Genomic DNA, 23,660 nt, shown 5'->3' on the forward strand with positions numbered 1-23,660 from the left:
TCCCGGTGCGGGCTACTCGAAGGCCAGGCTCTGCCAGGTCTTCGCCTCGTCCGCGGACAGCGCCTTGGCGAGGATGGCGGCGCGGTCCACGGCGCCGGTCAGGCGCTGGCCGCCGTTCTGGTCGGCGGCGAAGCGCAGGGGGCGGGCGGTGCAGCCGGTGATGCCGTCGGTGCTGGTCTGGGCGGTGGCCTTGGGTTCGCCGTCCACGTACGCGGTGATCGTCCCGGTACGGTCGAGCGTGACCACCACGTCGATCCAGCGGCCGGTGGGCACGGTGGCGTTCAGGCCGGTGTTGGCGCCGGCGCCGATGAAGCGCAGCGTGTTGCCGGGAGTGATGTCGATGAGCACGCCGTCGGTCCCGGGGTCACCGGACACCTGGGAGTCGAACAGGCGGCGATAGGCGGAGCCGCCGATCTTGACCTGGGCCGCGAACGTGGCCTCCCGGACCAGGCCGAGAGTGGTCGCGCCGGTCGTCAGGTACGTGTCGCCGTCGAGGATCAGGCCGCTGCCGGTGGGCGCGGTGGTGTCGTAGGCGGGGGTGCCGGTGACGGTGGCGTCGCGGCCGTGGCCGGAGGTGTCGGCGACGGTGCCGCCCTCCTTCGGGTCCCAGGCGACCAGGAGGGAGCCGGGTTCTGGCGGCGCGCAGGGGTCGAGGCCGAGTGCGGCGGTCGCCGAGGCCCGCCACGATCCGGTGACCGAGGCGCTGAGCACGGCGCTGCGGGAGCCGTCCGCAGGACCGGGGGTGACGGTGAAGACGGCGGTGCGCGTGCGGCCGGGGGACGTGGCGGGCAGGTGGCGGGTGGCCGGCTCGACGGTCCAGCCCGCGGGCGTGGTGAGGGCGACGTCGGCGGCCGGCACGGCGCGCCGGCGGGTGGCCGTCACCGTGACCCGCGCCTCGAACGGCGTGCCGGGGATGGCCGTGGCGGGCGCCTCCATGGCGACCGCGGCCTCGTTCTGGATCGTGTACGCCTGGCCGGCGCGGGCGTTCCAGGTGAGGGTGTCGCCGTCGCGGCGCGCGTCGACCTCGTGGCCGCGCTCGTCGATCACGCGGTAGCGGCCGGCGATGAACGGCGACCTGACCTTGAGCGGGCCGCTCCCGCCGGGCCGCACGGTGACGGTGTCGGGCGCGCCGCCCTTCCAGGTGGCGTCCACGGTGACGTTCCCACGGGCACGAAGCCCGGTCACGGAGCCGTTCTTCCAGGTGGAGGGCAGGGCGGGCAGGACATGGACGACGTCGTGCTGACTCTGCACGAGCATCTCGGCGATCCCCGAGGTGGCCCCGAAATTGCCGTCGATCTGGAACGGCGGATGGGTGTCCCAGAGGTTGTCCAGGGTGGAGCTCTTGAGCTGCTCGGCGAGCATCTTGTGGGCGTGGTCGCCGTCCAGCAGCCGCGCCCAGAAGTTGATCTTCCACGCCTTGGACCAGCCGGTGCCGCCGTCGCCGCGCGCGGTCAGCGTGACCTTGGCCGCCTCGGCCTCCGGCGTGCCCGCTTTGATCTGGTTGGCGGGGTGCAGGGCGTACAGGTGGGAGACGTGCCGGTGGGTGTCGGACCTTGCGTCCCAGTCGCTCTTCCACTCCTGGAGCTGGCCCCAGGAGCCGACGCGCAGGCCGGGGTCGAGCCTGGCCAGGGCCGCGCTCACCTCGGCGCGGAAGCTCGCGTCCACGTTCAGCTTCTCGGCCGCGGCCAGGGCGTTGCCCAGCACCTCGCGGACGATCTGCTGCGACATCGACGCGCCGGCGGAGAAGTCGCCGTGCTCGGGGGAGTAGCTGGGCGAGGCGACCAGCTTGCCGTCACGCGGATCGGTGTGCAGGAAGTCGAGCCAGAACTCCGCCGCGCCTTTGATCACCGGGTACGCGGTGTCGCGCAGGTAGCCGGTGTCGCCGGTGAAGCGGTAGCTGTCGTACAGGTGCTGGGTGGTCCAGGCGGCGGCCTCGGGGAACCAGAAGGCGGTGGCCCAGTCGTGCATGCCGGTGAACCCGAACGGGTTGGTCTCGTTGTTGACCACCCAGCCGCGGGCGCCGTACATGTCCTGCGCGGTCTTGTGGCCGGGGGCGACCATGGCGGAGATGTAGCGGTCGTACGGCTTGGTCGTCTCGTGCAGGTTGGTCTGCTCGGCGAGCCAGTAGTTCATCTGCAGGTTGATGTTGACGTGGTAGTCGGCTCCCCAGGGCGGACTGGTGGAGTGGTTCCAGACGCCTTGGAGGTTGGCCGGCAGCAGGTCGTTCTCGCGGGAGGAGGAGATGAGCAGGTAGCGGCCGTAGGCGAAGAACAGCTCCTCCAGCGCCCGGTCGTCGCCGGCGGCGCCGCCGGTGTAGTCCTTGCGCAGCCGGTCGGTGGGGACGGCGGGCGTCGTGCCGCCAAGGTCCAGTTTCACCCGGTCGAACAGCTTGCGGTAGTCGGCGGTGTGCGCCCGGCGCAGCTGGTCGTAGCTCCTGGACGCGGCGGCGTCCACGGCCGCGGTGACCTTGGCGTGCGGGTCCGCGCCCCGATAGGCCGGGTAGTCGCCGACGTAGTCGGTGCCGGCCGACAGCACGAAGACGGCGCTGTCGGCGCCGGTGACGGTGATCGCGTCCCCCGAGTCGGTACGGGTGCCGCCCTGCGCGATCACCTGCACCTGCGCCTCGAACCGCATCTTGTTGTCGCCGAGCTGCCCGCGGATGGTGAGCCGCCCGCCGGCCGCGGTGACCGTCTTGTCGTCGCGCGGCGAGCTGTGCCGCAGCGTGAAAGACACCTTGCCGCGCCGGTCGGCCGACAGCCGGCCGACGATCACATTGCCCGGGTTGCTGGCGAAGTATTCACGCGAGTAGCGGACCCCGCCCGAGGTGTAGCCGACCCGGGCCACGGCCTCGCGCAGGCTCAGCTCGCGCCGGTAGGCGGAGGGGTCGGCGGGCGCGTCGGCGAGATCCAGATGCAGGTCGCCGAACGTCTGGTACGCCCCGAAGCCCGTCTTGGGCTGGCCCAGCTTGGCCGCCACGTCCTCGGGGCTCATCCGGCCGTCGCGGTCGATCTGGCGCTGAACGTCGGCGATCGCGCCGGGACGCGGCGACTTCCAGTTGCCGAAGTCGTAGCCGGGTGAGCCGGGGCCGCCGGTCCATAACGTCTTCTCGTTGAACTGGATCCGCTCGGACGCGACCCCGCCGAAGATCATCGCCCCTAGGGGGCCGTTGCCGATGGGCAGTGCCTGGGTCTCCCAGTCGGTGGCGGGCTTGTCGTACCAGAGCGTCAAGTCATCGGGTGTCTTGCGGTCTTCGCTGGCCGCTTGGGCGGAGGCGGGCAGTCCGGTGGCGAGCAGGAGTGCGGCGAGCAAGGCCGAGTTGAGGCGGCGTCGTGGGGGGTGGGCCACGGATCCCTCCGATCACATGGAAACCTTGACCTTAGGAGATAGCATCGAAACCTGCCCTTAACAAGAGTCGACATCCGATGTATGCGTCGGGGGTGTCACCGTTCCCTCGAAGGCCGGCGGGCGGGGTGGGAGATCCGATGACTGCCGGTCGGCCGTCCACGAGGAGCGGGTGCGCGCTGGGACGCGGCACCGGGCCGTCCATCTCGGTCTCCTTCACGTTGATTTGCGGATAATCCGTTCCGGAACCACTTGGGTAGGCTGAAGAGCATGACCGCGATGGCCCCCGCCCGTACCGAGACCGATCTGTCGTTCCTGCTCGACCACACCAGCCACGTGCTGCGCACGCGCATGGCCGCGGAGCTCGCCGAGATCGGCCTGACCGCGCGCATGCACTGCGTGCTGGTGCACGCGCTGGAGGAGGAGCGTACCCAGATCCAGCTCGCCGAGCTGGGCGACATGGACAAGACCACGATGGTGGTGACCGTGGACGCGCTGGAGAAGGCCGGTTACGCCGTACGCCGGCCCTCCAGCGTCGATCGGCGCGCCCGGATCATCGCGGTCACCGACAAGGGCGCGGAAGTCGCCGCGCGCAGTCAGGAGGTCGTGGACGGCGTGCACCGCGACGCGCTCGCGTCCCTGCCGGACGACGAGCGCGAGGTGCTGGTCCGGGCGCTGAACCGGCTGGTCGGCGGCCACCTCGCCACGCCGGTGGAGAGCCCGCAGGTGGCCCGCAGGGCGCGCGAGCGGCAGCGGTAGCTCCAGCGGCGGGCCAAAAATAGATCCGAAAAATATCGTCTGTAACGGAACTATCTGTTACGGTCTCTCCTGTCGGCGCCGCCGCGCCGGCGTGCCACACCTTGATCGGGAGAGACCGTGCCGTATTCGCCTGACTCGCGCTGGACCGCACTGGGCGTGCTGTCCGCCACCGGATTGATGACCATCCTCGACGGCAGCATCGTGACCGTCGCGCTGCCCACGATCCAGCGGGACCTGGGCTTCACACCCGCAGGGCTGAGCTGGATGGTCAACGCCTATCTGATCGCTTTCGGCGGGTTGCTGCTGCTGTCGGGCCGGTTGGGGGACCTGATCGGCCGGCGGAAGCTGTTCATGGCCGGGAACGTGATCTTCACGGCCGCGTCGTTGCTGGCCGGCGTGGCCGGTGGCCCGGGAATGCTGATCACGGCCAGATTCCTGCAAGGCGTGGGCAGCGCGATGGCCTCGGCGGTCGTGCTGGGTATCCTCGTGACGCTGTTCACCGAGTCACGGGAGCGGGCTAAGGCCATCGCGATCTTCAGCTCCACCGGGGCCGCCGGCGCCTCCCTGGGCCAGGTCCTGGGCGGCGTGCTCACCGACGCTTTCGACTGGCCGTGGATCTTCTTCATCAACGTGCCGATCGGCGTGCTGACCATCGCGCTGGCCGTCCGCGCACTGCCCGCCGACCGCGGGATCGGCCTGTCGGCCGGTGCCGACGTCGCAGGGGCCGTGCTGATCACCTCCGGGCTGATGCTGGGCATCTACACCGTGGTCAAGGTGGAGGAGTACGGCTGGCTCGCCGCCCACACCCTCGGCCTGGGCGCGGTGTCGCTGGCCCTGATCGTCGCGTTCGTGGTGCGGCAGGCCACCGCGAGGACCCCGCTCATGCCGCTGCGCGTCCTGCGCTCGCGCAACGTGGTCGGCGCCAACGTCGCCCAGATGTTGTCCCTGTCGGGCATGTTCGCCTTCCAGGTGCTCTTCGTGCTCTTCATCCAGCAGGTCCTCGGCTACGGCGCCCTGGACAGCGGGCTGGCCATGCTGCCGGCCGCGGTCGGCATCGGGGCGATCTCGCTGTTCGCCTCCGCCCGGCTCAGCGCCCGGTTCGGGGTGAAGGTCGTGCTGCTCGGCGGCCTGGCGATGCTCACGGCCGCCATGCTGCTGCTGACGCGGATCCCCACGGACGCCGGGTACGTCACCCACCTGCTGCCGGTGATGCTGCTGATCTGGGGCGGCGGGCTGGTGCTGCCGGCGCTGGCCACGCTGGGCATGTCCGGGGCGCGGGAGAGCGACGCCGGGCTGGCCTCGGGGTTGTTCAACACCACCCAGCAGGTGGGCATGGCGATCGGCGTGGCGGTGCTGAGCACGATGGCGGCCGGGCGTACCGAGGGGCTGCTGGCCGCCGGGCAGGATCGGGCGTCGGCGCTGGCGGGTGGGTTCCAGCTCGCGTTCGGCATCTCGGCCGGGCTGCTGCTCACGGCCTTCGTGGTGGCCGCGGTCGTCCTGCGCGGGCCGTCGCGCCGGACCGGCGGCGCGGTGGCCGCGGACGGCGCGGCTTCTGCGCCGGTGGCGGAGGACGCGGCGGCCTCCTGAGCCGGGGGTGTGGAAGGCGCGGTGGCCAGGGGCCGCCGCGCCTTCCGTCGTTCCCGAGGTCAGCGTACGTAGATGTCGGGCCTGGCCGGCGTGGGCATGCGGTCGCCGATGAAGAAGCCGGTGTGCGGCGGCTGGTTGTAGGCGGTGTTCTGCCAGGCCACCGAGACGCGGTAGAGCGGGTCGTGCATGAGGGTGTGGATGCGCCGGTCCGTCGGGATGGGCGTGGAGTAGACGCGCAGCGCGCGGTTGTCGGAGGTGGGCCAGACGACCTCCTCGCGCCAGTCGCCGAACAGGTCGGCCGAGAGCGACGGCGTCGCCTTGGTGCCGTTGTTGGAGTGCACGCCGGAGGCGGTCAGCAGGCGGGTGTCGGAGTCGGTGCCGTACTTGTCGATCCTGGTCTGGTCCAGCAGTTCCCTGACGGGGTCGCCGTCCCACCAGGCCAGGAAGTTGACCGAGGACGGCTTGCGGCCGGCGGTGTTGCCTGTGACGCTGCGCAGGTTGCCGTCGGCGGCAGACCAGAACTCGCCGGCGACCCGGACGGTGGAGATGTCCCCGGCCACGCCGCGGCCGTTGTCGGAGCCCGAGGCGGTGGACCAGAGGATCGAGCCGTTGCCCGGGTCGATGTAGAGCGAGCCCGGCTGGGAGGTGGACTCGCTGACCTTGAAGTACTCCAGCCCGGCCCTGGCGGGGTCGAAGTCGCCGAGGTGCTGGGCGTCGCCGTGGCCGGTGCGGGTGCTCCACATGCCGCTGCCGTTGTCGTTCACGGCCATCGCGCCGTAGACGATCTCGTCGCGGCCGTCGCGGTCGATGTCGCCGACCGACAGGCTGTGGCTGCCCTGCCCGGCGTACTGGGAGCCGGACGCGTTGCTGTCGAACGTCCACCGCTTGGTCAGCGAGCCGTTGCGGAAGTCCCAGGCGGCGATGACGCTGCGGGTGTAGTAGCCGCGGGCCATGATGAGCGAGGGGCGCTCGCCGTCCAGGTACGCCGTCCCGGCCAGGAAGCGGTCCACCCGGTTGCCGTAGTTGTCGCCCCAGGAGGAGACGGTGCCGCGCGGCGGGTCGTAGGCGACCGTCGACAGCGCGGCGCCGGTCTGGCCGCTGAACATGGTCAGATATTCGGGGCCGCTGAGGACGTACCCGCTGGAGTTGCGGTGGTCGGCGCTCGAACTGCCGATCACGGTGCCGCGGCCGTCCCTGGTGCCGTCGGCGGTCTTCATCGCCACCTCGGCCCGGCCGTCGCCGTCGTAGTCGTACACCTGGAACTGGGTGTAGTGGGCGCCGGCCCGGATGTTGCGGCCCAGGTCGATGCGCCACAGGCGGGTGCCGTCGAGGCGGTAGGCGTCCACGAACACGTTGCCGGTGTAGCCGGACTGGGAGTTGTCCTTGGCGTTGGACGGGTCCCATTTCAGGACGAGTTCGTACGTACCGTCGCTGTCCAGGTCGCCCACGCTCGCGTCGTTCGCGCTGTAGGTGTAGCCGACACCGTCCGGGGTGGTGCCGCCGGACGGGGGCTGGATCGGGACGTCCAGGTAGGCGCCGCCGGTGAAGCGGAGCGAGGCGGGGGAGGCGGGCTGCTCGGCGCCGCCGGTCACCGCCCTGACCGTGTACGAGGAGTCGGCGGCGGCGCCGTCGTCCAGGTAGTTGGTCGAGGTGGCCAGCCCGGAGGCGATCCTGGTCGAGCCCCGGTAGAGGTTGAAGGTGACGCCGTCGGGGTCGGTGCCGAGCAGCCGCCACGAGACGAGGTTGCCGGATCCGGAGCGGACGCTGATCAGCCCCCGGTCCAGGTCCTCCATCTGTTTGGTCGGCGGTGCCGCTTGGACGGGGACCGCGGTCGCGGCCAGGGCCAGAACGGCCGCCGCGGCGGCCAGGTGCAGGCGCATGATGGACTCCTTCGCGGATGGTAAGCGCTTTCCCGGCGGGCAAAAAAAGAAAGTTTCACGGGGTGCGGGGGCGGGGTGATAGCGCTAACAGGGCGGATGGGAGGGACAGAGCTGCGGGAACGCGCACAGGAGCTCCTCGCCGGTGGTGAGCGCGGGTGCGCGTATTAAAGCCAGCAGCCACGTGATCCGCAAGCGCCCCGGAGCAGGGGATCGCGGTGAATCCGTGAGCGTGCCGAAGCGAACGATCGTTGTGATCCGCGGGCGTCTTCGTCCGGCCCGCCAATGCCGGGCCCGTTGTTGGGTGGCCGGCCACAAGAATTCCCGGCTCGGGTGGGTGTTGGGTGGTGGGCATGGCCGATCTCATCCTGCGTGGCGGAACGGTGTACGACGGTCTCGGCTCTCCGGCCGTCGTGAGCGATGTCGCCATCACCGGCGACCGGGTGGTGGAGGTGGGCCGCGACCTCGGGGACGCGCGCCGGGTGATCGACGCGACCGGGCTGGCGGTGGCCCCCGGGTTCGTGGACGCCCACGCGCACTCCGACCTGGTGCCGCTGATGGCGCGGGCGCAGCCGTTCAAGCTGCTCCAGGGCGTCACCACCGAGGTCAACGGCAACTGCGGCTTCTCCTACGCCCCCGACGCCTCCGCGCTGGAGGAGCTGACCGGCGAGGACGTGCCCGACTGGACGTTCGCCCAGTACCTGGACGCCGTCGAGGACGCCGGGCCGACCAACCACGTGGCGACGCTCGTCGGGCACTCGACGCTGCGCGGGGCCGTGGCCGGCTTCGACGAGCGCCTGCGCGAGGGCGACCTGGAACGGATGTGCGAGCTGGCGGCGGCGGCCTTCACCGCAGGGGCGTGCGGGCTGTCGAGCGGCCTCATCTATCCGCCGGGCAGCTACGCCGGCACGGCGGAACTGGTGGCGCTGGCCAAGGTGGCGCACGGGTACGGGGTGCCGTACACGACGCACATGCGCGACGAGGGCGCCGGCCTGGCTGCCGCGCTGGACGAGGCCGTCGAGATCGCGCGGCGGGCCCGCGTCCGGCTGCAGGTGTCCCACTGCAAGGTCGCGGGCCGGGCCAACCACGGGCAGGCGGGCATGCTGCTGGCCAAGCTGCGCCAGGCCCGCCTCGAAGGGGTGGACGTGCGCGGCGACCAGTACCCGTACCTGGCGGGGGCCACCATGCTCGCCGCGCTGCTGCCCCCGTCGGCGCTGGCCGGCGGGCAGGTGCGCGACCTGCTGGCGGCCCCCGCCGAGCGGGCGCGACTGCGCGCCCTGGCCGAGTCCGGCGGGACCGGCGCGGGGCTGTGGCAGGACGCCGCCCCTGACGCGGTGCTGGTCACGGGGCACGCCGAGGAGGCTCACGCCGGTCGCACGCTGGCCGCGCTCGCCGCCGACCCGGCCTTCTCACACCTCGGCGGAGACACGTGGGAGGTCGCGTGCGCGCTCATCGCCGCCGACCCGGCCGCCACGATGGTGATCTCGCTGATGTCCGAGCAGGACGTGACCGAGATCATGCGCGATCCGCTCATCGGCGTCGGCTCCGACAACGGGACGCCGGTCGGTCTTGAGCATCCCCGGACATGGGGCTGCTTCCCGCGCTTTTTCGGCACGTACGTACGCGAGCAGCGGCTGCTCCCGCTGGAGGAGGCGGTGCGCAAGGCCACCTCGGCGACCGCCGACCAGTTCGCCCTGCACGGACGGGGCTGGCTCGGCCCCGGCTCATGGGCCGACGTCTGCGTCTTCGACCCGGAGACGATCGGCCATGCCGGCACGTACGCGGACCCGTCCGTCCGGCCGTCCGGGATCGCGTACGTGCTGCTCGAAGGGCGGGTGGTGGTCGAGTCGGGCGAGTTCACCGGCGAGCGCAGAGGACGTGTCCTGCGCTCCGGGCACTGACCGGAAGCCGGCGCGGCGCTGTAGGTTCTGAAGGGATGCGGGCTCTCACGCCCGGTGGCGCTCCCAGCGGACCTCGCCGTCCTCCCACCGCTCCGTCGGGCTCAGCCCGGCCGCCGTGGCGACGGAGGCCGAGGCCGCGTGGTCGGGGTGGATGTGCGCCACGACCGTGTCGACCTCCCGTTCCATGAGGTGCTCGACCAGGGCGACGGCGGCCGCGCGGGCCAGCCCGCGGCCCTGCCACGGCGTGCCGACCACCCAGGCGACCTCGGCCGTGCGCCCGTCGATCGTGGCCTGCACGTAGCCGACAAGCCGGTCCTCCGCGCGCGGCCGGATCACCCAGTTGCGCCAGCCGGGCGGCCCCGACGTCTGCCGCTCGTAGCGGGTGCGCAGCTCGGGCTCGGTCAGCGGGACGCCGCCGGTGAACTCGTGCAGGGCCGGGTCGGAGAGCACGCCCGCCATCTCGCCCGCGTGATCGGGGTGGAGGGGGATGAGGACGAGAAGCGGCGTCTCGATGCGGTCCATCCGCCCACGATAGGGCTCCGCAAGTGGCGCTGTCGGCAGGTGTTGGCGGCTATGGGGTGACAACGAACGACCTTGGCCCATACCAGGGCGAAGCGGAGAGTTGAGTAGACCTCTACGCGGGAGACTTCCATGACACTGCAGATTCCGACGCCCGGTGAGCGGATCTCCGAGACGATCAGCCGTCTGCGGGACACGGCGGGGCCGGTCGTCCGCGTCGAGCTCCCGGGTGAGGTCGGCGCGTGGATCGTGAGCTCGTTCGAGACGGTCGAATACGTCCTCACCAACGACGGCACGCTGTTCAGCAAGAACCCGCGCAACTTCCCCGCGCTGAACGACGGCACCATCCCGCCCGACTGGCCGATCCGCCAGGTCATCTCCGGTGACCACCTGCTGGTCAAGGACGGCGCGGACCATCGGCGGCTCCGAGGGCTGGTCAACCGGGCCTTCACGCCCGGCCGGGTGCAGGCCATGGGGCCGCGCATCCAGCAGATCACCGACGACCTGCTCGACCGGATGAACGATCAGGACGGTGTGGTCGACCTCGTCCGGGTCTTCAGCGAGCCGCTGCCGATCGCGGTGATCTGCGAGCTGTTCGGGGTGCCGGAGGAGGAACGGCACCTGATCCGCGCGTACACCAACGTGCTGCTGTCGCACAACGCCACGCCGGAGGAGGCGGCCGCGGCCGGCGGAGGGCTGCTGGGATACCTGCGTGAGTTCATCGATCGCCGGCGGGTCGAACCCGGCGACGACCTCACCACGGGCCTCATCCGGGTGCAGGAGGAGGACGGCGAGCGCCTGTCCGACGACGAGATGGTGTGGTTGCTCTGGCTGGTCCTCATCGCCGGTCACGAGACGACCGTGCACCTGATCGCCAACACGGTGATCGCCCTGGGCGCGGATCCCGAGCAACTGGCCAGGGTCCGGGCGGAGAACGCCTGGGAGGACGTGGTCGAGGAGGCGCTGCGCAGCCGCAACTCCGTGGTCAACGTCTTCTTCCGGTACGCGCTCGAAGACGTGGTGGTGGGCGGGACCACGATCCCGGCGGGCGAGCCGGTCATCGTCACGCTCGCCGGGGCGGGCACGGACCCGGCCAGGTTCGGCTCGGACGCCGCCCGCTTCGACGCCACCCGCGAGCCCGACGTGCACCTCGGCTTCGGCAGGGGGCCGCATTTCTGCCTGGGCGCGCCGCTGGCCCGGCTGGAGGTGCGGATCGCGCTCGCGTCCCTGTTCGGCCGGTATCCGGAGCTGCGGCTGGCGATCAAGGAGGACGAGATCGCCTACACCCCCTCGATCATCACAGAAGGCCCGTTGGAACTCCCCGTCATGCTGGGCCCCCGCACCTGACCACCCCGCCCGCCCGGTGACCGCCGCGACCGGGCGGGTGCGGCGGGTGGGTCAGCCGCCGCTGAGGCTGTTCAGCAGGTCGGTGACGCCGATGGCGTCCAGGAGTGAGGTCGGGGCCTGGTCCTCCTGGTCCTCCTGGTCCATCTGGTACACCACGTCCTCCTGCGGGACCTGGCCCGGCTGGGCGAGGGGCACGCAGGGGGCCGGGGCGGCGATCAGGGAGTCCACGAGTTGCTGCACGCCGAGGGCCGACAGCAGCGACTTCGGGCGCGGTGCGGTGGGGGCGCAGGCCTGCTTGCTGGTCGTGAAGAGCGTTTCGAGGTATCGTGCGACCCGCTCAGGGTCCTCCTCGGGCGGCAGCAGCGAGGTCGTGGTGTGGTTGGTGCCGTGGCTGCAGACGACCGCGTTGTAGATCAGGCCCTCCATCGTCTCCCCGTCCTGCGCGGCCGTCCCCGGGGCCGGAGTGACGGGTGGCGTCGGGGCGGGAGCGGGGATCGCGGGCGGCGCGTACGGATTCGCCGTCCCCGCGCCCGTCCCGTAGGCGCCCTCCATGGTCCTGAGGCCCGCGACCGAGTCCATGAGCCCGCCGACCACGTCGGCGGTGACCGTGCCCAGCCACGGCGGAGGCGGCGTGACGTTCACGACCCTGCCGTCATGGGTGGTGCACTCGACGGGCGGGAAGGCGGCTTCCTCTTCCGCGTGCGCCGCCCCGGCGGGCGCCAGCAGAACGGCGGAAGTCGCGACGAATAGGGCAATGGCCTGCCTGGACATGATGCTCCCTGAAGGGCGTTGATCGGCTTTTCGAAGCGATCATTACCCTTGGTGGTGGTTCGGTTACTCCATAGTTGGATCTAGCCCTCTTTACCGGTGCGATCGGAGCCCCTGGTCCGGGCTAATATATGAGTACTGTTATATCTCTAGAGAGGAACCCCCTTGCGTCCCCCGATAGAACCGTACGACCACGGCATGCTCGACACCGGCGACGGCAACCTCATCTATTGGGAGGTCTGCGGCAACCCGGACGGCAAGCCCGCGCTCGTCGTCCACGGAGGCCCCGGATCGGGATGCAGCACCGGCGTCCGCCGCAGCTTCGACCCCGAGCGCTACCGCATCGTGCTGTTCGACCAGCGCAACTGCGGCCGCAGCCGGCCGCACGCCAGCGACCCGGCCACCGACCTGAGCCGCAACACCACCCAGCACCTCATCGCCGACATGGAACTGCTGCGCGAGCACCTCGGCATCGACAAGTGGCTGCTGTTCGGCGGTTCGTGGGGCTCGACGCTGATCCTGGCCTACGCCGAGACCTACCCGGAACGGGTGTCGGAGATCGTCATCCCGGCGGTCACCACCACCCGCCGCTCCGAGATCGACTGGCTCTACCGGGGCGTCGGCCGCTTCTTCCCCGAGGCGTGGGACCGGTTCAGGGACGGTGTGCCCGAGGCCGACCGCGACGGCGACCTGCTCGCCGCGTACGCCAGGCTGCTGTCCGACCCCGACGACAAGGTCCGCGAGAAGGCCGCCATCGACTGGATCACCTGGGAGGACGCGGTGATCTCGATGGAGTCGAACGGCAAGCCCAACGCCTACAGCGACCGCCCCGCCGACGCCATCATGGCGATGACCCGGATCTGCAGCCACTACTTCTCCAACGGCGCCTGGCTGGAGGAGGGCGTGTTGCTGCGCGAGGCCGGGCGGCTGAAGGGCATCCCCGGCGTGCTGATCCACGGCCGCCTCGACATGGGCGGCCCGCCCCAGACCGCCTGGGAGCTGGCGAAGGCCTGGCCGGACGCCGAGCTGATCATGGTGGAGGACTCCGGCCACACCGGCAGCGACACGATGCGCAACGCCATCTTCGCGGCCATCGACCGCTTCGCCGACCGGTGAACCCGCGGCTCGCGATCATCTGGGGGTCTGGACGGTGCCCCTGGCGACCATCGCCTCGCCGTCGGTCGATTCCGTACGGATGAGCCGCGGGTTCGAGAAGGCCGGGCCGGCGGACAGGGCGCGACGATGCGCCGCGAGGCGGCCGTCGCCACCCCTTGTCCGCTCGCTGACCTGCGGTAACAGTAGCGCCAGGGCTCGCACGGCGACCACCTATTTATGCGTGCGGCCGGTACGCGGGCGCGACGGGGCCTCAGGGGGCAGGACCTCGACCGACGTCTTGCGGATGTGGTCGTAGACCAGCGACGTGCGCACGTCGGCGATGTTGCGATGGCGGGCCACGTGGTCGAGCACGAAGTCGCGCAGGTGCCCGGCGTCGCGCACGCCCACCTGGATGATGAAGTCGTCCCCGCCCGACACGACGAACACGGCCAGCGTCTCGGGCAGGGCGGCCACGTAGTCGCGGAAGCCCTCGACGGCCTCGCGGATCTTCGGATGCAGCCGTACGTTGATCAGCGCCTGCACGGGACGGCCGACGGCGTCGAGGTTCACCTCGGCGTGGAAGCCCTCGATGACGCCCGCCGAGCGCAGCGAGCGCACCCGCTCCAGGCAGGTCGAGGGGGCGATGCCGAGGTGCTCGGCCAGCTCCTTGTTGGTCTGGCGGCCGTCGCGCTGCAACTCGGCGAGTATCGCCGCATCAAGTTCGTCCACGTACGCATCCTGCCACGATTTTCCGAACTTCCTTCGGAAGCAGTCGTTCCGAGTTGTCATATCGACGGCATGGGTGTGAATCTCCGGAGAGAACTTCGGAGAGGAGATTGCCGGATGAGCGTGCTCGACGAGCTGGAGCGCCGTACCGACCTGCCCACCAAGGAGCTCGCGGTCAAGTGGGCGATCGTCATCGATCGTGACCTGCCCAAGGGGTTGCAGGCCAACGCCGCCGCCTGCCTGGCCGCGTCCGTGGCGGCCGCCGTGCCGGCGATCGTCGGGTCGGGCGGCGCGGACGCCTCCGGCGCCGTCCACAGCGGGCTGCCGTGGACGGGCTGCACAGTGCTGGGCGCGCCCGCCGCGATCGTGGCCAGAATCAGGAACGAGGCGGCGGCCGAGCCCGAGCTGGTGCTCTGCGACATGGCCGCCATCGCCCAGCGGGCCAGCGTGTACGACGACTATCTGGCCGAGCTGGCCCGCACCGAGCACCCGCCCTACTACGCGGTCAGCCTCTTCGGCCCGAGGGCGCTGGTCGAGCGGCTCACGGGACGGCTTCCGCTGCTGCGATAACTGGGCGGCTCATACGGGAGGAACCAGGGCGAAGTAGCGGTCGAGCACCGCCTGGTCTCCCCGCACGTCGAGCCCGTCGGCCGGCAGCCTGCCCCACAGGAACAACATCAGGTCGGACGCCGTCCCAGCCAGTTCGACGTCCGCCGGTCCGCCGTCCGCCTGCTCGACGTTCGCCGGCCCGCTGTCCGCCAGCCGTACGTGCTCGCCGTCGAAGCGCACCAGCCACTCGCCCGGCCCGTCGGTCCGCACGAACCGGTAGCTTTCCCCCTTCCCCGGCGGCGCCTGCGACCAGGCGCGCCGCTGCGGCGCCATGACCTCGAACGTCTGCGGGATCGCGTCCACGGCGACGTCCGGCGGGATCGGGCGGGCCGTGCCGACGGCGTTCTCGGCGTCCCACCGGTGCACCGCGGCCTCGATGACCTGCATGCGCAGCCAGAAGCCGACGGTCTGCTCCCGCGACCAGGTCCACGCGGGGTCGTCCGGCGCGTGCCGCCCGAACTGCTCCACGAGCCGTTCCACCCCCTCGTCGAACCAGTCGAGCAGGGTGGGCGGGATCGGCCCCGCGCTGGGCGTGCCGTCCATCGAGGGCCAGCCGTCCATGCTGGGCGGCGACTCGGTACGGGCCACCGTGGCGAGGTCGGGCGGCGCCGGCAGCCGGTCTCTGATGAGGACGATCACGAACCGGTGCACCCCGCCCAGGTGGAGCACGAGGTCGGCCATGGACCAGGCGGGGCAGGACGGCACGAGCGTCGTCCCGCCCCGAGCGGCGGCCTGGCGGGCGGCGCTTCCGAAGGCGCGGGCCTCCCGCCGGAGACGTGCGGCAGCTTCCATCACCTCACTGTGCCCCAGGGTGAAGCTCGTTCTCCACCTGATCGGCGGCCGGGCTTCCGGCGTTCGCCGAGGTCAGCCGTGCCGCTCCGGCGACGGCCAGGGAGAGGCTTACGAGCGCGGCGCTCACCCACAGCGGCGCGCGGAACCCGTGCCCGGCCCCGAGGGCGAGCCCGCCCAGCCAGGGGCCGAACGTGGCGCCGACGTTGAGCGCCGCCGTGGCGAAACCGCCGGCCAGCGTGGGGGCGCCGGTGGCGGCGTACAGGACCTGCGAGATCAACGTGGAGCCGACCGCGAACGAGAGCAGCCCCTGGACGAAGACCAGCGCGACCGCGACCAGCGGAGTGCCCGCGGTCAGCGCGAAGCCGGCCCAGCCTGCCGCCAGCGCCACCCCGCCGGCGACCAGCAGCGGCACCGGCCGCCGGTCCGCGTACCGCCCGCTGATCGTCACCCCGGCGAACGACCCCAGCCCGAACAGGGCCAGCATCCCCGGCATCCACGCCGCCCCGATCCCGGTGACCCCGGTCAGCAGCGGCGCGAGGTAGGTGAACGCGCAGAAGGTGGCCCCGTTCACCAGGGCGCCCAGCAGCAGGAGCACCAGCAGCCGGGGCCGGCGCAGGGCACGGAACTCCGCGCGGGCGCCCCCGGAGGAGCCCCGCCCCGCGCCACCCGCCCCGCCGTCGGCTGGCGCAGCTCCGTCGGAAGGGGCGCCGCCGGTTCCGGCCTCGGGAGTCTCGGCCGGTACGGACTTCAGCACCGCGACGACGGCCGGCACCAGCGCCAGGGCCACCGCCCAGAACGCCGAGCGCCACCCCCACAGCTCCCCGAGCAGCGCCCCGCCGGGAACCCCGGCCACGCAGGCGGCGGTCACCCCGCCCAGCAGCACCGAGGTGGCCCGGCCCTTGGCGTCCGGCGGCGCCAGGCCGATCGCGGTCGCCATGGCCACGGCCAGGAACCCGGCGTTGGCCAGCGCCGCCACCGCCCGGCTCACGAGCAGCACCCCGTAGCCGGTCGTGACCGCCCCCACCACGTGGGCGAGCAGGAAGACGACGAGGAACGCCGGCAGGGCGAACCTCCTGGACCACCGCAGGCTCAGCACCGCCATCAGCGGCGCCCCCACCACCATCCCGGCGGCGAACGCCGAGGTCAGCAGCCCCGCGGCGGGGATGGACACGTTCAGATCCTCGGCTATGCCGGGCAGGAGCCCGGACAGCATGAACTCGGACGTCCCCTGGGCGAAGACCGCCAGTCCGAGCAGGTAGACAACGAAAGGCATCGACAACTCCGCGACCACGTCATGGATCGGCACAGGTAAGGCGCGCGGGGCCGAAGTGAAGGCCCCGCGGCGATGGAGTGGCCCGGGGCGGGCGTCATGGAGCGACGCGCGATCCCGGGCACGACACGGCCCGTGTCACGGTGATCCGGATGGCGTGGAGGCAGGCGGGAAACATCCCAGCGGGCTCAGGAGACGCGCGTCAGCGCCCTGGCCGGGCGACGGCGGGGCGGAGACGGCGCGTGACGGCCACCGGACGACCGGTGGCTAGCGTCTTGATGCCTCGGGGCTGGACATGACGGTCAATATAGCAAGCCGATCAGCGGTCCCCGACGCCATGGCAAGGCGATCAGCGGCAGGATGTACCCCATCAGCGGTCCCTGACGCCCTGGACGTACTCCATCGCCCGGACGAAGACCGGATCGCTCAGCCGCCGCGTCATCTCCTCCGCCGAGACCTCCTCCACGCGGGACTGGATCCACCACAGGTTCCCGAACGGGTCGCGCACCCGTCCCACCCGGTCGCCCCAGTACAGGTGGGTGACCTCGGTGTGCGAGGTCCCGCCCGCCGCGACGGCCTGCCGGTGGGTGGCGTCGGCGTCGGGGACGTACAGGCGCAGGAAGGCGGGGGTGGGTTCCGCGTCCTGCGCGGCGTCGAAGAGCATCACGATCGCGTTGCCGATGCGGACCTCCGCGTGCCCGATCCGTCCTTCCGCGTCGGTCACGCGGCCCAGCTCGACGGCGTCGAACGCGGCCTCCAGGTAGCCGATGATCCCGGCGGTGTCCTGGGAGATGATCCACGGCGTGACGGTGGTGTATCCCTCGGGGATGGGGTTGACGGTCATGATTTCTCCTTTTGGAAGGGCGATGACGGCCACGTTAGGAGCGCAGTAGGTCAGGACTTGTCCTACATGTCGGGCATTCTGGGATTCATGAGCGAGTCCCGCCTGCTGGCCCTGCTGTCGCTGCTCCAGACCCCGCGCGAGTGGCCAGGCGGCGAGCTGGCCGAGCGCCTGGGAGTCAGCCGCCGCACCGTGCGCCGCGACGTCGAACGGCTGCGCGACCTCGGCTATCCGGTCGAGGCCACCATGGGCTCCACCGGGGGCTACCGGCTGGTGGCGGGGACGGCGATGCCGCCGCTGCTGCTGGACGACGAGGAGGCGGTGGCCATCACGGTCGGCCTGTCCACCGCGGCCAGGCAGCCGGTACGGGGCATCGAGGAGGCCTCGGTACGGGCCCTGGCCAAGCTGGAGCAGGTGCTGCCCGCCCGGCTGCGCCACCGGGTCAGGTCACTGGGCGGCGCCACCGAGCCCATGCCAGGGCTCGACGGGCCGCGGCTCGACCCCGGGCTGCTCGCCACGCTGGCGATGGCGGTGCAGGGAGGAGAACGGGTGCGGTTCGCGTACCGGGCGAACGACGGGAAGGTGAGCGGGCGGCTGGTCGATCCGCACCGCCTGGTGGCGGCCGGGCGGCGCTGGTATCTGCTCGGGCACGACCTCGACCGCGACGACTGGCGGATCTTCCGCCTCGACCGTGTCAGCGAGCTCCTGGCCACGGGCGCCAGGATCGTGCCGCGCGAGCCGCCGGGCGGTGACGCGGCGGCCTACGTGGCCGAGCGGCTGTATTCGGCGGAGCCCACGTACGAGGCCGTCGTCACGCTGCGCCGCTCCGTGACGGAGCCGGTCAGGGCGCTGGGCGAGGTGACCCCGCTGGGCGAGGGCGCCTGCCGGGTGCACATGCATGCCGACACCCTCGACTGGCTGGCCTTCCGGCTGCTGGCGCTGGGCTGCGAGTTCGAGGTGCACGACCCGCCCGAGCTCGTCGCCCGCCTGCGCACGCTGGCCGGGCGGCTCACGCGGGCGGCGGGGTAGCCCTGGCCAGGAAGTCCAGCACCACAGGGCTCGCGACCTCGCGGAACTCCTCGAAGTACGCGTGCCGCGCCCCCTCGATCATCCGCAGCTCGGCCCCGGGGATGCGGCCGGCCAGCAGCGGGGCGTTGGCCGCCGGGTTGAGCAGGTCGTCGGTGCCGTGCACGACCAGCGTGGGCGCGGTGATGGAAGGCAGCACGTCCCAGCTGTCATGGGCGGCGCTGGCGGCCAGGTGGCGGCGGCGGGCGTGGGCGGGCAGGGCGGGATCGCCGAGAGTGACGTGGGGGCCGGGGTGGGTGGCCAGCCAGGCGGGGGTGTACATCAGCTCACGCAGCGCCTGCTCGGCGGCGGCCCGGTCGGGCTGGGCCAGCGACTTGCGTACGTCGTTGCTCCGCTCGATCCCGTGGGCGCCGCCCGGCGAGGTGCAGCCGAGCACCAGCGCGCCGACCCGGGCGGGGTGGTCGGCCGCCAGCCACTGGGCCACCCGCCCGCCCATCGACGTGCCGTAGACGTGCGCCCGCGCAAGACCCAGCTCGTCGAGCACGGCCAGCACGTCGGAGACGAAGCCGCGGGTGCTGTAGGGCTCGTCGGGCTTGTCGCTGCCGCCCGTGCCCCGGTAGTCGAAGGTGACGCACCGATAGGTCGCATCGAAGTCGGCGCGTACGGGGCCCCACCAGCGGTGGTCGTTGGCCTGGCCCTGCAGCAGCACGAGGGGCGGCCCGGCACCGGTGACCTGGTAGAGCAGCTTCACACCGTCGGGGGCGGTCGCGTATGGCACGCCTCCAAGAGTGCCCTACACGGTGACAAGGAAAAAACTCGGGGGGATGATGTCCGGAACGCCGCCCCGGCTCCGACGTACCGGTCGAAAGGACACGACGGAAAGGACTCAGACGATGAAGTACATGATTCTTTCGTACGCCTCCCAGCGCGACTACGACGAGATGACCGGCAAGGACACGGGAGGGGTCGTCTGGAAGCCCGAGGACATGGCGGCCATGTACGAGTTCATGACCACCGTGAACAAGGAGCTGGAGGAGGCCGGGGAACTGGTCGAGACCCGCGGCCTGGCCGCTCCCGTGCACACCCGCAGGGCCGGCGTCCGCGGCGGCGTCCCGTTCGTCACCGACGGGCCCTACGCCGAGACGCAGGAGGTGTTGGCCGGCTACTGGGTGGTGGAGTGCGAGAGCTTCGACCGGGCCACCGAGATCGCCGTCCGCCTGGGGCAGTGCCCGATGCCGGGCAACGGTGACGGGTACGCCGACATCCGGCCGATCACCGACTCGGTCGAGGACCTCGGGTTCTGAGCGCGATGGTCGAGGGCCTGCTGCGTGAGCTGACGCCGCAGGTTCTCGGCGCGCTCGTACGCCGGTACGGGCACTTCGCCATCGCCGAGGACGCGGTGCAGGAGGCGCTGCTCGCCGCCGCCGGACAGTGGCCGGAGGAAGGGCTGCCGGACGATCCGCGCGCCTGGCTGATCACGGTGGCCGCGCGCCGCCTGACCGACCTGCTCCGTGCCGAGCAGGCGCGCCGGCGCCGCGAGGACGACGCCGCCGCGCGGACCCTGCCGGGTGACTGGCTCGCGCCCGCCGCCGACCAGCCGCTCGCCGCCTCGGACGACACGCTGGTGCTGCTGTTCATGTGCTGCCATCCGTCGCTGTCGCCGACCTCGCAGATCGCGCTGACGCTGCGCGCGGTCGGCGGGCTGAGCACCGCGGAGATCGCCCGCGCGTTCCTGGTGCCCGAGAGCACGATGACGCGCCGCATCACGCGGGCCAAGCAGTCGGTCAGGGACAGCGGCCTGCCGTTCCGCCTGCCGCGCCCGGACGAGCGCGCCGAGCGGCTGGCCGCGGTGCTGCACGTGCTCTACCTGATCTTCAACGAGGGGTACGCCAGCACGTCGGGGCCCGACCTGCAGCGCGCCGAGCTGGCGGCTGAGGCGATCAGGCTGGCCCGCATGGTGCACCGGCTGCTGCCCGACGACGGGGAGGCGGCCGGCCTGCTCGCGCTGATGCTGCTCACCGACGCCCGCCGCCCGGCGCGGACGGCTCCCGACGGGGCGCTGATCCCGATGGCCGAGCAGGATCGCAGCCGGTGGAACGCGGACTTCATCGCCGAGGGCGTGGCCCTGATCACCGCCGCACTGCCGCGCGGGCGGCCGGGGCCGTACCAGTTGCAGGCGGCCATCGCGGCTCTGCACGACGAGGCGCCCACGGCGGAGGAGACCGACTGGCCGCAGATCGCGGCGCTGTACGAGCTGCTGCTGCGCATCTCCGACAACCCCATCGTGGCGCTCAACCAGGCCGTGGCGGTGGCCATGGCCACGGGCCCCGAGGCCGGTCTCGATCTGCTCGAACGCCTCCGCGACGACGACCGGGTGTCCGGCGACCACCGGCTGAGCGCCGTGCGCGGGCACCTGCTGGAGATGTCGGGGGACCTGGCGGGGGCGCGGCGGGCGTACGACGAGGCGGCAGGACGCGCCATGAGCCTGCCCCAGCAGCGCTATCTGCGTGCCAGGGCGGCTCGGCTGTTGACGGAGTGAGTACTCACTCCGTACAGTGAAGCGCATGACGGATGCGACGAGCCGGCGGCGAGCGCCGGCGATGAGCCCGGAGCTGCGCCGCGAGATGATCGTCCGCGCCGCTCTGCCCCTGGCGGTCGAATACGGCACGTCCGTGACCACCGCCCAGATCGCCCGCGCCGCGGGCATCGGCGAAGGCACGATCTTCCGGGCCTTCGGCGACAAGGACGCGCTGCTGGCCGCGTGCATGGCCGAGGCGGCCCGGCCGGACGACACGCTCGCCCACGTGGGGGCGATCTCGCTGGAGCTGCCGCTGGCCGAGCGGCTGATCGAGGCGTCGGAGGCGCTGCGCGGCTACCTGTCGCGGATGGGTGCGGTGGCCGGCGCCCTCGCGGCCTCGGGCGGCCTGCGCCGCGAGCCTCCCTCGGAGGGTTCTTCAGAAGGCGCGGCGGAGAACAGGAGACGGGCGCTGAACGGGCGGGAGGCCTCGATGGCGGCCACCCGCGAGGTCCTGGCGGGCCTGTTCGAACCCGAACGCGACCGGCTCAGGCTGGACCCCGAACGGCTCGCCGAGGCGTTCCAGTTCATGACCATGGCCTCGGGGCGCGGCGTCACCCCGCTCACCTCGGCCGAATTGGTGGAGTTGTTCCTGCACGGCGCCTACGCCGGCGGCCCCGCGGAAAATTGATCGGCGTGGACGGGGAATGCCCGGGCCCCGGGTGTGGTTACATGAATCGTGGCCGGTGTGCCCAGTGTCCCCGGGCCTCACCTATTGCCTTCGCGGACTACCGTTCGGCTGGAGCCGCGTTGTGCCTTTCGCCGAGAGGCGACACGCACACCGGTACGCACTCGTCGGGCGCCCGCCCTCCCCGGAGGGCGGGCGCTCACGTGTGTCAGGTCTTCTCCCAGTACGGATCCGTGATGCCGCCGGGGGAGGCCAGCGCCTCCGAATCGATCCCGGTCAGCCTGGCCCCCGCCTGGTAGGCGCTGTCGAGGAACTCCAGCACCGCGCCCACGGGGTCCTCCATGGCCCGTACGTCGTCGTAACGCAGCACGGCCAGATGGCTGCCCCGCGCCGCGACCCACTCGGCCTGCCCGGGACGCAGCGGCTCCCGTTCCAGGCCCTCGGGTTCCGGCGCGGTGTAGGAGTAGAACGCCGGCCACGGCCGTTCCTTGTCGCCGAACCAGAACCCCGAGCTGATCACCTCCCAGCTGTACGCCTCCCGCGTGACCGGATCGGCCTGCGGCGAGACCTTGACCACGCGCCCGGTGAACCGGGTGACCGCGATGTCGAAGGTGTGCCAGAAGTGGTGCACCGGGCTCGTCTTGCCGGCGAAGTCGGCCGCGAAGCGGTCGAGGAGCTGCACGACCTGCGACAGGATCCGCCAGTAGCGGTTGAGCAGGACGGGGTCGTAGCGCGCGTGCAGGGTGTCCTCGGGGAACGGCGTGTCGTCGCCCAGGTCGAACGGCACCGCCCAGATCTCGGGCCGGATCCCCAGCCCCGCCAGGGTCTCGAAGAGCCGGTCGTGGAACGAGGCCACCGACCTGCCGATCAGGCTGAACTCGGCGCTGCGCCCGTCGAAGACGTCCACCACCAGCCGGTGGCGGACGAGGTCGAAGTCGATGCAGAACAGCGGCTGCTCGCCCAGCCCGCCCATCGGGCGCGTGGTGAGCCCGCGCCCGGTCGGGTGGAACGGGACCTGCCACCAGTGGTTGCGCCGGTTGCTCGACGCGAGCCGGATCTTCCCTACGATCTGCGCGAATCGGTGAAAGGTCTCTTTGGCCTCTGTCCACTCCGCGAGCGGCATGGCCGGGAACAGCTCCATGACGGCCCCCCTCCGACTAGAGCATTTCCCCGCAATCGTAACTACCCTCAGTATTCGCTCAACTCCCAGGGGTCGTGAGCGGAGAAGACCTCGACCCCGTGGTCGTGCTTGAGCGAGCGCAGCACCGCCTGGCTCGACACCCTGCGCTCCTCGTCCACCTGGGCGCTCAGCTGCACGATGTCCATCAGCGGATGGGGGCGCGGCGCCCGCTCCAGCTCGCCGCTGTAGAAGTAGGCGTCGCCCGCGTGCAGCAGCCAGCGGTCGCCGTCCCTGACCGCCACACCGGCGTGACCCCTGGTGTGCCCGTCGAGCGGCACCAGCAGGAAGTCCTCCTCGGGCAGGCCCGCCAGCGGCCGCACGCCGTCCACGCCCAGCCACCGGGTGCCCGTGTCCGGATAGGTCTCCCAGCGGGGCCCGTGCTCCCAGTGGGAGGGCCGGTAGCGGCGGTTGGGCGCCTGGGCCAGCGCGTCCTTCAGCTCGGCCTCGGTGACGTGCACCCTGGCCTGGGGAAAGTCGGGCAGGCCGCCGCTGTGGTCCACGTCGAGGTGGGTGAGCACGATGTGGCGTACGTCGGAGGGATCGTATCCGAGCGCCGCCACCTGGCGTACGGCCGTCTCCTCCGGGACCAGCGCCGGCTCGACCAACTCCCGCCACTCACGGTCGAGGCTCTCGCCCGGCTCGGCCACGTCGTGCAGGCCCAGCCCGGCCTCCACCAGCACGAGGCCGGCGGCCGGGGTCTCGACGAGCAACGCGTGGCACACCGCCGGCGCCGAGGGCCGGCCGTCGGGGGAGTCGATCTCGCGCATGGAACCGAGGTTCAGATGGTGGATTCGCATGGCGAATAGACTGCGACTTGA

22 protein-coding genes are annotated in these 23,660 nt (G+C 71.8%); 10 read left to right on the plus strand and 12 right to left on the minus strand.

All coding sequences use genetic code 11. The features are described from left to right. Nucleotides 1–12 precede the first annotated feature (12 nt). Nucleotides 13–3,345, minus strand: coding sequence for a glycoside hydrolase N-terminal domain-containing protein (locus AB0C28_RS47505; RefSeq protein WP_358082788.1), 3,333 nt, complete (start codon nucleotides 3,343–3,345; stop codon nucleotides 13–15). A 267-nt stretch (nucleotides 3,346–3,612) separates the two neighbouring features. Between AB0C28_RS47505 and AB0C28_RS47510 the strand changes: the two genes are divergently transcribed. Together AB0C28_RS47510 and AB0C28_RS47515 are read left to right on the plus strand one after the other, a co-directional pair. Beyond that, nucleotides 3,613–4,101 (plus strand): MarR family winged helix-turn-helix transcriptional regulator, encoded by a 489-nt coding sequence (locus AB0C28_RS47510; RefSeq protein ID WP_358082791.1) that lies wholly within the window; start codon nucleotides 3,613–3,615, stop codon nucleotides 4,099–4,101. Between the two features lie 117 nt (nucleotides 4,102–4,218). Continuing rightward, nucleotides 4,219–5,688, plus strand: coding sequence for an MFS transporter (locus tag AB0C28_RS47515; protein WP_358082794.1), 1,470 nt, complete (start codon nucleotides 4,219–4,221; stop codon nucleotides 5,686–5,688). Between the two features lie 59 nt (nucleotides 5,689–5,747). On the opposite strand, the gene AB0C28_RS47520 is transcribed toward AB0C28_RS47515, so the two are convergent. Further along, a complete protein-coding gene (locus AB0C28_RS47520) occupies nucleotides 5,748–7,568 on the minus strand; it encodes a rhamnogalacturonan lyase (protein WP_358082797.1) in 1,821 nt (606 codons plus the stop codon). A 350-nt stretch (nucleotides 7,569–7,918) separates the two neighbouring features. Between AB0C28_RS47520 and AB0C28_RS47525 the strand changes: the two genes are divergently transcribed. Next, nucleotides 7,919–9,466 (plus strand): D-aminoacylase, encoded by a 1,548-nt coding sequence (locus tag AB0C28_RS47525; RefSeq protein ID WP_358082800.1) that lies wholly within the window; start codon nucleotides 7,919–7,921, stop codon nucleotides 9,464–9,466. Between the two features lie 45 nt (nucleotides 9,467–9,511). Here the strand turns inward: AB0C28_RS47525 and AB0C28_RS47530 are convergent, their stop codons facing one another. Next, entirely contained in the window at nucleotides 9,512–9,988 is a 477-nt protein-coding gene (locus AB0C28_RS47530) for a GNAT family N-acetyltransferase (RefSeq protein WP_358082803.1), read from the minus strand. A 129-nt stretch (nucleotides 9,989–10,117) separates the two neighbouring features. On the opposite strand from AB0C28_RS47530, the gene AB0C28_RS47535 reads away from it, so the two are divergent. Beyond that, complete coding sequence (locus AB0C28_RS47535; protein WP_358082806.1) at nucleotides 10,118–11,332, plus strand: cytochrome P450; 1,215 nt, start codon at nucleotides 10,118–10,120, stop codon at nucleotides 11,330–11,332. Between the two features lie 51 nt (nucleotides 11,333–11,383). Here AB0C28_RS47535 and AB0C28_RS47540 read toward each other — a convergent pair whose 3' ends face one another. Continuing rightward, on the minus strand, nucleotides 11,384–12,103 hold the full coding sequence (locus AB0C28_RS47540) for a hypothetical protein (protein WP_358082809.1): 720 nt from the start codon (nucleotides 12,101–12,103) through the stop codon (nucleotides 11,384–11,386). A 162-nt stretch (nucleotides 12,104–12,265) separates the two neighbouring features. Here AB0C28_RS47540 and pip point away from each other — a divergent pair, with 162 nt between their 5' ends. After that, nucleotides 12,266–13,216 carry a prolyl aminopeptidase gene (gene pip / locus AB0C28_RS47545; RefSeq protein ID WP_357855322.1) on the plus strand — a complete coding sequence of 317 codons (951 nt, stop codon included), beginning with the start codon at nucleotides 12,266–12,268 and terminating at the stop codon, nucleotides 13,214–13,216. A 15-nt stretch (nucleotides 13,217–13,231) separates the two neighbouring features. Here the strand turns inward: pip and AB0C28_RS47550 are convergent, their stop codons facing one another. Continuing rightward, on the minus strand, nucleotides 13,232–13,417 hold the full coding sequence (locus AB0C28_RS47550; RefSeq protein WP_357855319.1) for a hypothetical protein: 186 nt from the start codon (nucleotides 13,415–13,417) through the stop codon (nucleotides 13,232–13,234). A gap of 9 nt (nucleotides 13,418–13,426) precedes the next feature. After that, entirely contained in the window at nucleotides 13,427–13,924 is a 498-nt protein-coding gene (locus AB0C28_RS47555) for an Lrp/AsnC family transcriptional regulator (protein WP_357855316.1), read from the minus strand. Nucleotides 13,925–14,038: 114 nt separating this feature from the next. Between AB0C28_RS47555 and AB0C28_RS47560 the strand changes: the two genes are divergently transcribed. Beyond that, the gene (locus tag AB0C28_RS47560) at nucleotides 14,039–14,491 is read left to right on the plus strand and encodes a DUF2000 domain-containing protein (protein ID WP_358082812.1); all 453 of its coding nucleotides are present in this window, start codon (nucleotides 14,039–14,041) and stop codon (nucleotides 14,489–14,491) included. A gap of 9 nt (nucleotides 14,492–14,500) precedes the next feature. Here AB0C28_RS47560 and AB0C28_RS47565 read toward each other — a convergent pair whose 3' ends face one another. The 3 genes from AB0C28_RS47565 to AB0C28_RS47575 all read right to left on the minus strand — a co-directional run bounded on the left by AB0C28_RS47565 (nucleotide 14,501) and on the right by AB0C28_RS47575 (nucleotide 17,436). Beyond that, on the minus strand, nucleotides 14,501–15,322 hold the full coding sequence (locus AB0C28_RS47565) for a maleylpyruvate isomerase family mycothiol-dependent enzyme (protein ID WP_357855311.1): 822 nt from the start codon (nucleotides 15,320–15,322) through the stop codon (nucleotides 14,501–14,503). Nucleotides 15,323–15,326: 4 nt separating this feature from the next. Continuing rightward, nucleotides 15,327–16,595: a Cmx/CmrA family chloramphenicol efflux MFS transporter gene (locus AB0C28_RS47570; protein ID WP_358082815.1), complete on the minus strand. Its 1,269-nt coding sequence runs from the start codon at nucleotides 16,593–16,595 to the stop codon at nucleotides 15,327–15,329. 367 nt (nucleotides 16,596–16,962) lie between these two features. Further along, entirely contained in the window at nucleotides 16,963–17,436 is a 474-nt protein-coding gene (locus AB0C28_RS47575; protein ID WP_358082818.1) for a VOC family protein, read from the minus strand. Between the two features lie 87 nt (nucleotides 17,437–17,523). On the opposite strand from AB0C28_RS47575, the gene AB0C28_RS47580 reads away from it, so the two are divergent. Continuing rightward, nucleotides 17,524–18,462 carry a YafY family protein gene (locus tag AB0C28_RS47580; protein ID WP_357855302.1) on the plus strand — a complete coding sequence of 313 codons (939 nt, stop codon included), beginning with the start codon at nucleotides 17,524–17,526 and terminating at the stop codon, nucleotides 18,460–18,462. On the opposite strand, the gene AB0C28_RS47585 is transcribed toward AB0C28_RS47580, so the two are convergent. Next, complete coding sequence (locus AB0C28_RS47585; protein WP_357855299.1) at nucleotides 18,443–19,237, minus strand: alpha/beta fold hydrolase; 795 nt, start codon at nucleotides 19,235–19,237, stop codon at nucleotides 18,443–18,445. The genes AB0C28_RS47580 and AB0C28_RS47585 overlap by 20 nt on opposite strands. 115 nt (nucleotides 19,238–19,352) lie before the next feature. Here AB0C28_RS47585 and AB0C28_RS47590 point away from each other — a divergent pair, with 115 nt between their 5' ends. Genes AB0C28_RS47590 through AB0C28_RS47600 form a run of 3 tightly spaced genes read left to right on the plus strand, consistent with a single transcriptional unit; the run spans nucleotide 19,353 to nucleotide 21,665 of the window. Next, nucleotides 19,353–19,763, plus strand: coding sequence for a YciI family protein (locus AB0C28_RS47590; RefSeq protein WP_357855296.1), 411 nt, complete (start codon nucleotides 19,353–19,355; stop codon nucleotides 19,761–19,763). A gap of 5 nt (nucleotides 19,764–19,768) precedes the next feature. Beyond that, on the plus strand, nucleotides 19,769–20,998 hold the full coding sequence (locus tag AB0C28_RS47595) for a DUF6596 domain-containing protein (RefSeq protein WP_358082821.1): 1,230 nt from the start codon (nucleotides 19,769–19,771) through the stop codon (nucleotides 20,996–20,998). 25 nt (nucleotides 20,999–21,023) lie between these two features. After that, nucleotides 21,024–21,665, plus strand: a complete 642-nt coding sequence (locus AB0C28_RS47600) for a helix-turn-helix domain-containing protein (protein WP_358082824.1) — start codon at nucleotides 21,024–21,026, stop codon at nucleotides 21,663–21,665. A gap of 205 nt (nucleotides 21,666–21,870) precedes the next feature. Here AB0C28_RS47600 and AB0C28_RS47605 read toward each other — a convergent pair whose 3' ends face one another. Beyond that, the gene (locus AB0C28_RS47605; protein WP_357855287.1) at nucleotides 21,871–22,803 is read right to left on the minus strand and encodes a DUF5996 family protein; all 933 of its coding nucleotides are present in this window, start codon (nucleotides 22,801–22,803) and stop codon (nucleotides 21,871–21,873) included. A 47-nt stretch (nucleotides 22,804–22,850) separates the two neighbouring features. Next, nucleotides 22,851–23,639 (minus strand): MBL fold metallo-hydrolase, encoded by a 789-nt coding sequence (locus tag AB0C28_RS47610; protein WP_357855284.1) that lies wholly within the window; start codon nucleotides 23,637–23,639, stop codon nucleotides 22,851–22,853. Between the last annotated feature and the right edge of the window lie 21 nt (nucleotides 23,640–23,660).

The sequence above is a fragment of the Nonomuraea sp. NPDC048892 genome (assembly GCF_040649735.1).
Classification (GTDB): Bacteria; Actinomycetota; Actinomycetes; order Streptosporangiales; family Streptosporangiaceae; genus Nonomuraea; species Nonomuraea maheshkhaliensis.

Excerpts from the sequence above, each read along its gene's own strand:
- AB0C28_RS47565 (WP_357855311.1), bottom strand. The coding sequence starts at position 15,322 with ATGGAAGCTGCCGCACGTCTCCGGCGGGAGGCCCGCGCCTTCGGAAGC.
- AB0C28_RS47595 (WP_358082821.1), top strand. The coding sequence starts at position 19,769 with ATGGTCGAGGGCCTGCTGCGTGAGCTGACGCCGCAGGTTCTCGGCGCG.
- AB0C28_RS47590 (WP_357855296.1), top strand. The coding sequence starts at position 19,353 with ATGAAGTACATGATTCTTTCGTACGCCTCCCAGCGCGACTACGACGAG.
- AB0C28_RS47535 (WP_358082806.1), top strand. The coding sequence starts at position 10,118 with ATGACACTGCAGATTCCGACGCCCGGTGAGCGGATCTCCGAGACGATC.
- AB0C28_RS47520 (WP_358082797.1), bottom strand. The coding sequence starts at position 7,568 with ATGCGCCTGCACCTGGCCGCCGCGGCGGCCGTTCTGGCCCTGGCCGCG.
- AB0C28_RS47610 (WP_357855284.1), bottom strand. The coding sequence starts at position 23,639 with ATGCGAATCCACCATCTGAACCTCGGTTCCATGCGCGAGATCGACTCC.
- AB0C28_RS47560 (WP_358082812.1), top strand. The coding sequence starts at position 14,039 with ATGAGCGTGCTCGACGAGCTGGAGCGCCGTACCGACCTGCCCACCAAG.
- AB0C28_RS47530 (WP_358082803.1), bottom strand. The coding sequence starts at position 9,988 with ATGGACCGCATCGAGACGCCGCTTCTCGTCCTCATCCCCCTCCACCCC.
- AB0C28_RS47575 (WP_358082818.1), bottom strand. The coding sequence starts at position 17,436 with ATGACCGTCAACCCCATCCCCGAGGGATACACCACCGTCACGCCGTGG.
- AB0C28_RS47570 (WP_358082815.1), bottom strand. The coding sequence starts at position 16,595 with ATGCCTTTCGTTGTCTACCTGCTCGGACTGGCGGTCTTCGCCCAGGGG.
- AB0C28_RS47540 (WP_358082809.1), bottom strand. The coding sequence starts at position 12,103 with ATGTCCAGGCAGGCCATTGCCCTATTCGTCGCGACTTCCGCCGTTCTG.
- AB0C28_RS47525 (WP_358082800.1), top strand. The coding sequence starts at position 7,919 with ATGGCCGATCTCATCCTGCGTGGCGGAACGGTGTACGACGGTCTCGGC.
- AB0C28_RS47580 (WP_357855302.1), top strand. The coding sequence starts at position 17,524 with ATGAGCGAGTCCCGCCTGCTGGCCCTGCTGTCGCTGCTCCAGACCCCG.
- AB0C28_RS47510 (WP_358082791.1), top strand. The coding sequence starts at position 3,613 with ATGACCGCGATGGCCCCCGCCCGTACCGAGACCGATCTGTCGTTCCTG.
- AB0C28_RS47600 (WP_358082824.1), top strand. The coding sequence starts at position 21,024 with ATGACGGATGCGACGAGCCGGCGGCGAGCGCCGGCGATGAGCCCGGAG.
- AB0C28_RS47605 (WP_357855287.1), bottom strand. The coding sequence starts at position 22,803 with ATGGAGCTGTTCCCGGCCATGCCGCTCGCGGAGTGGACAGAGGCCAAA.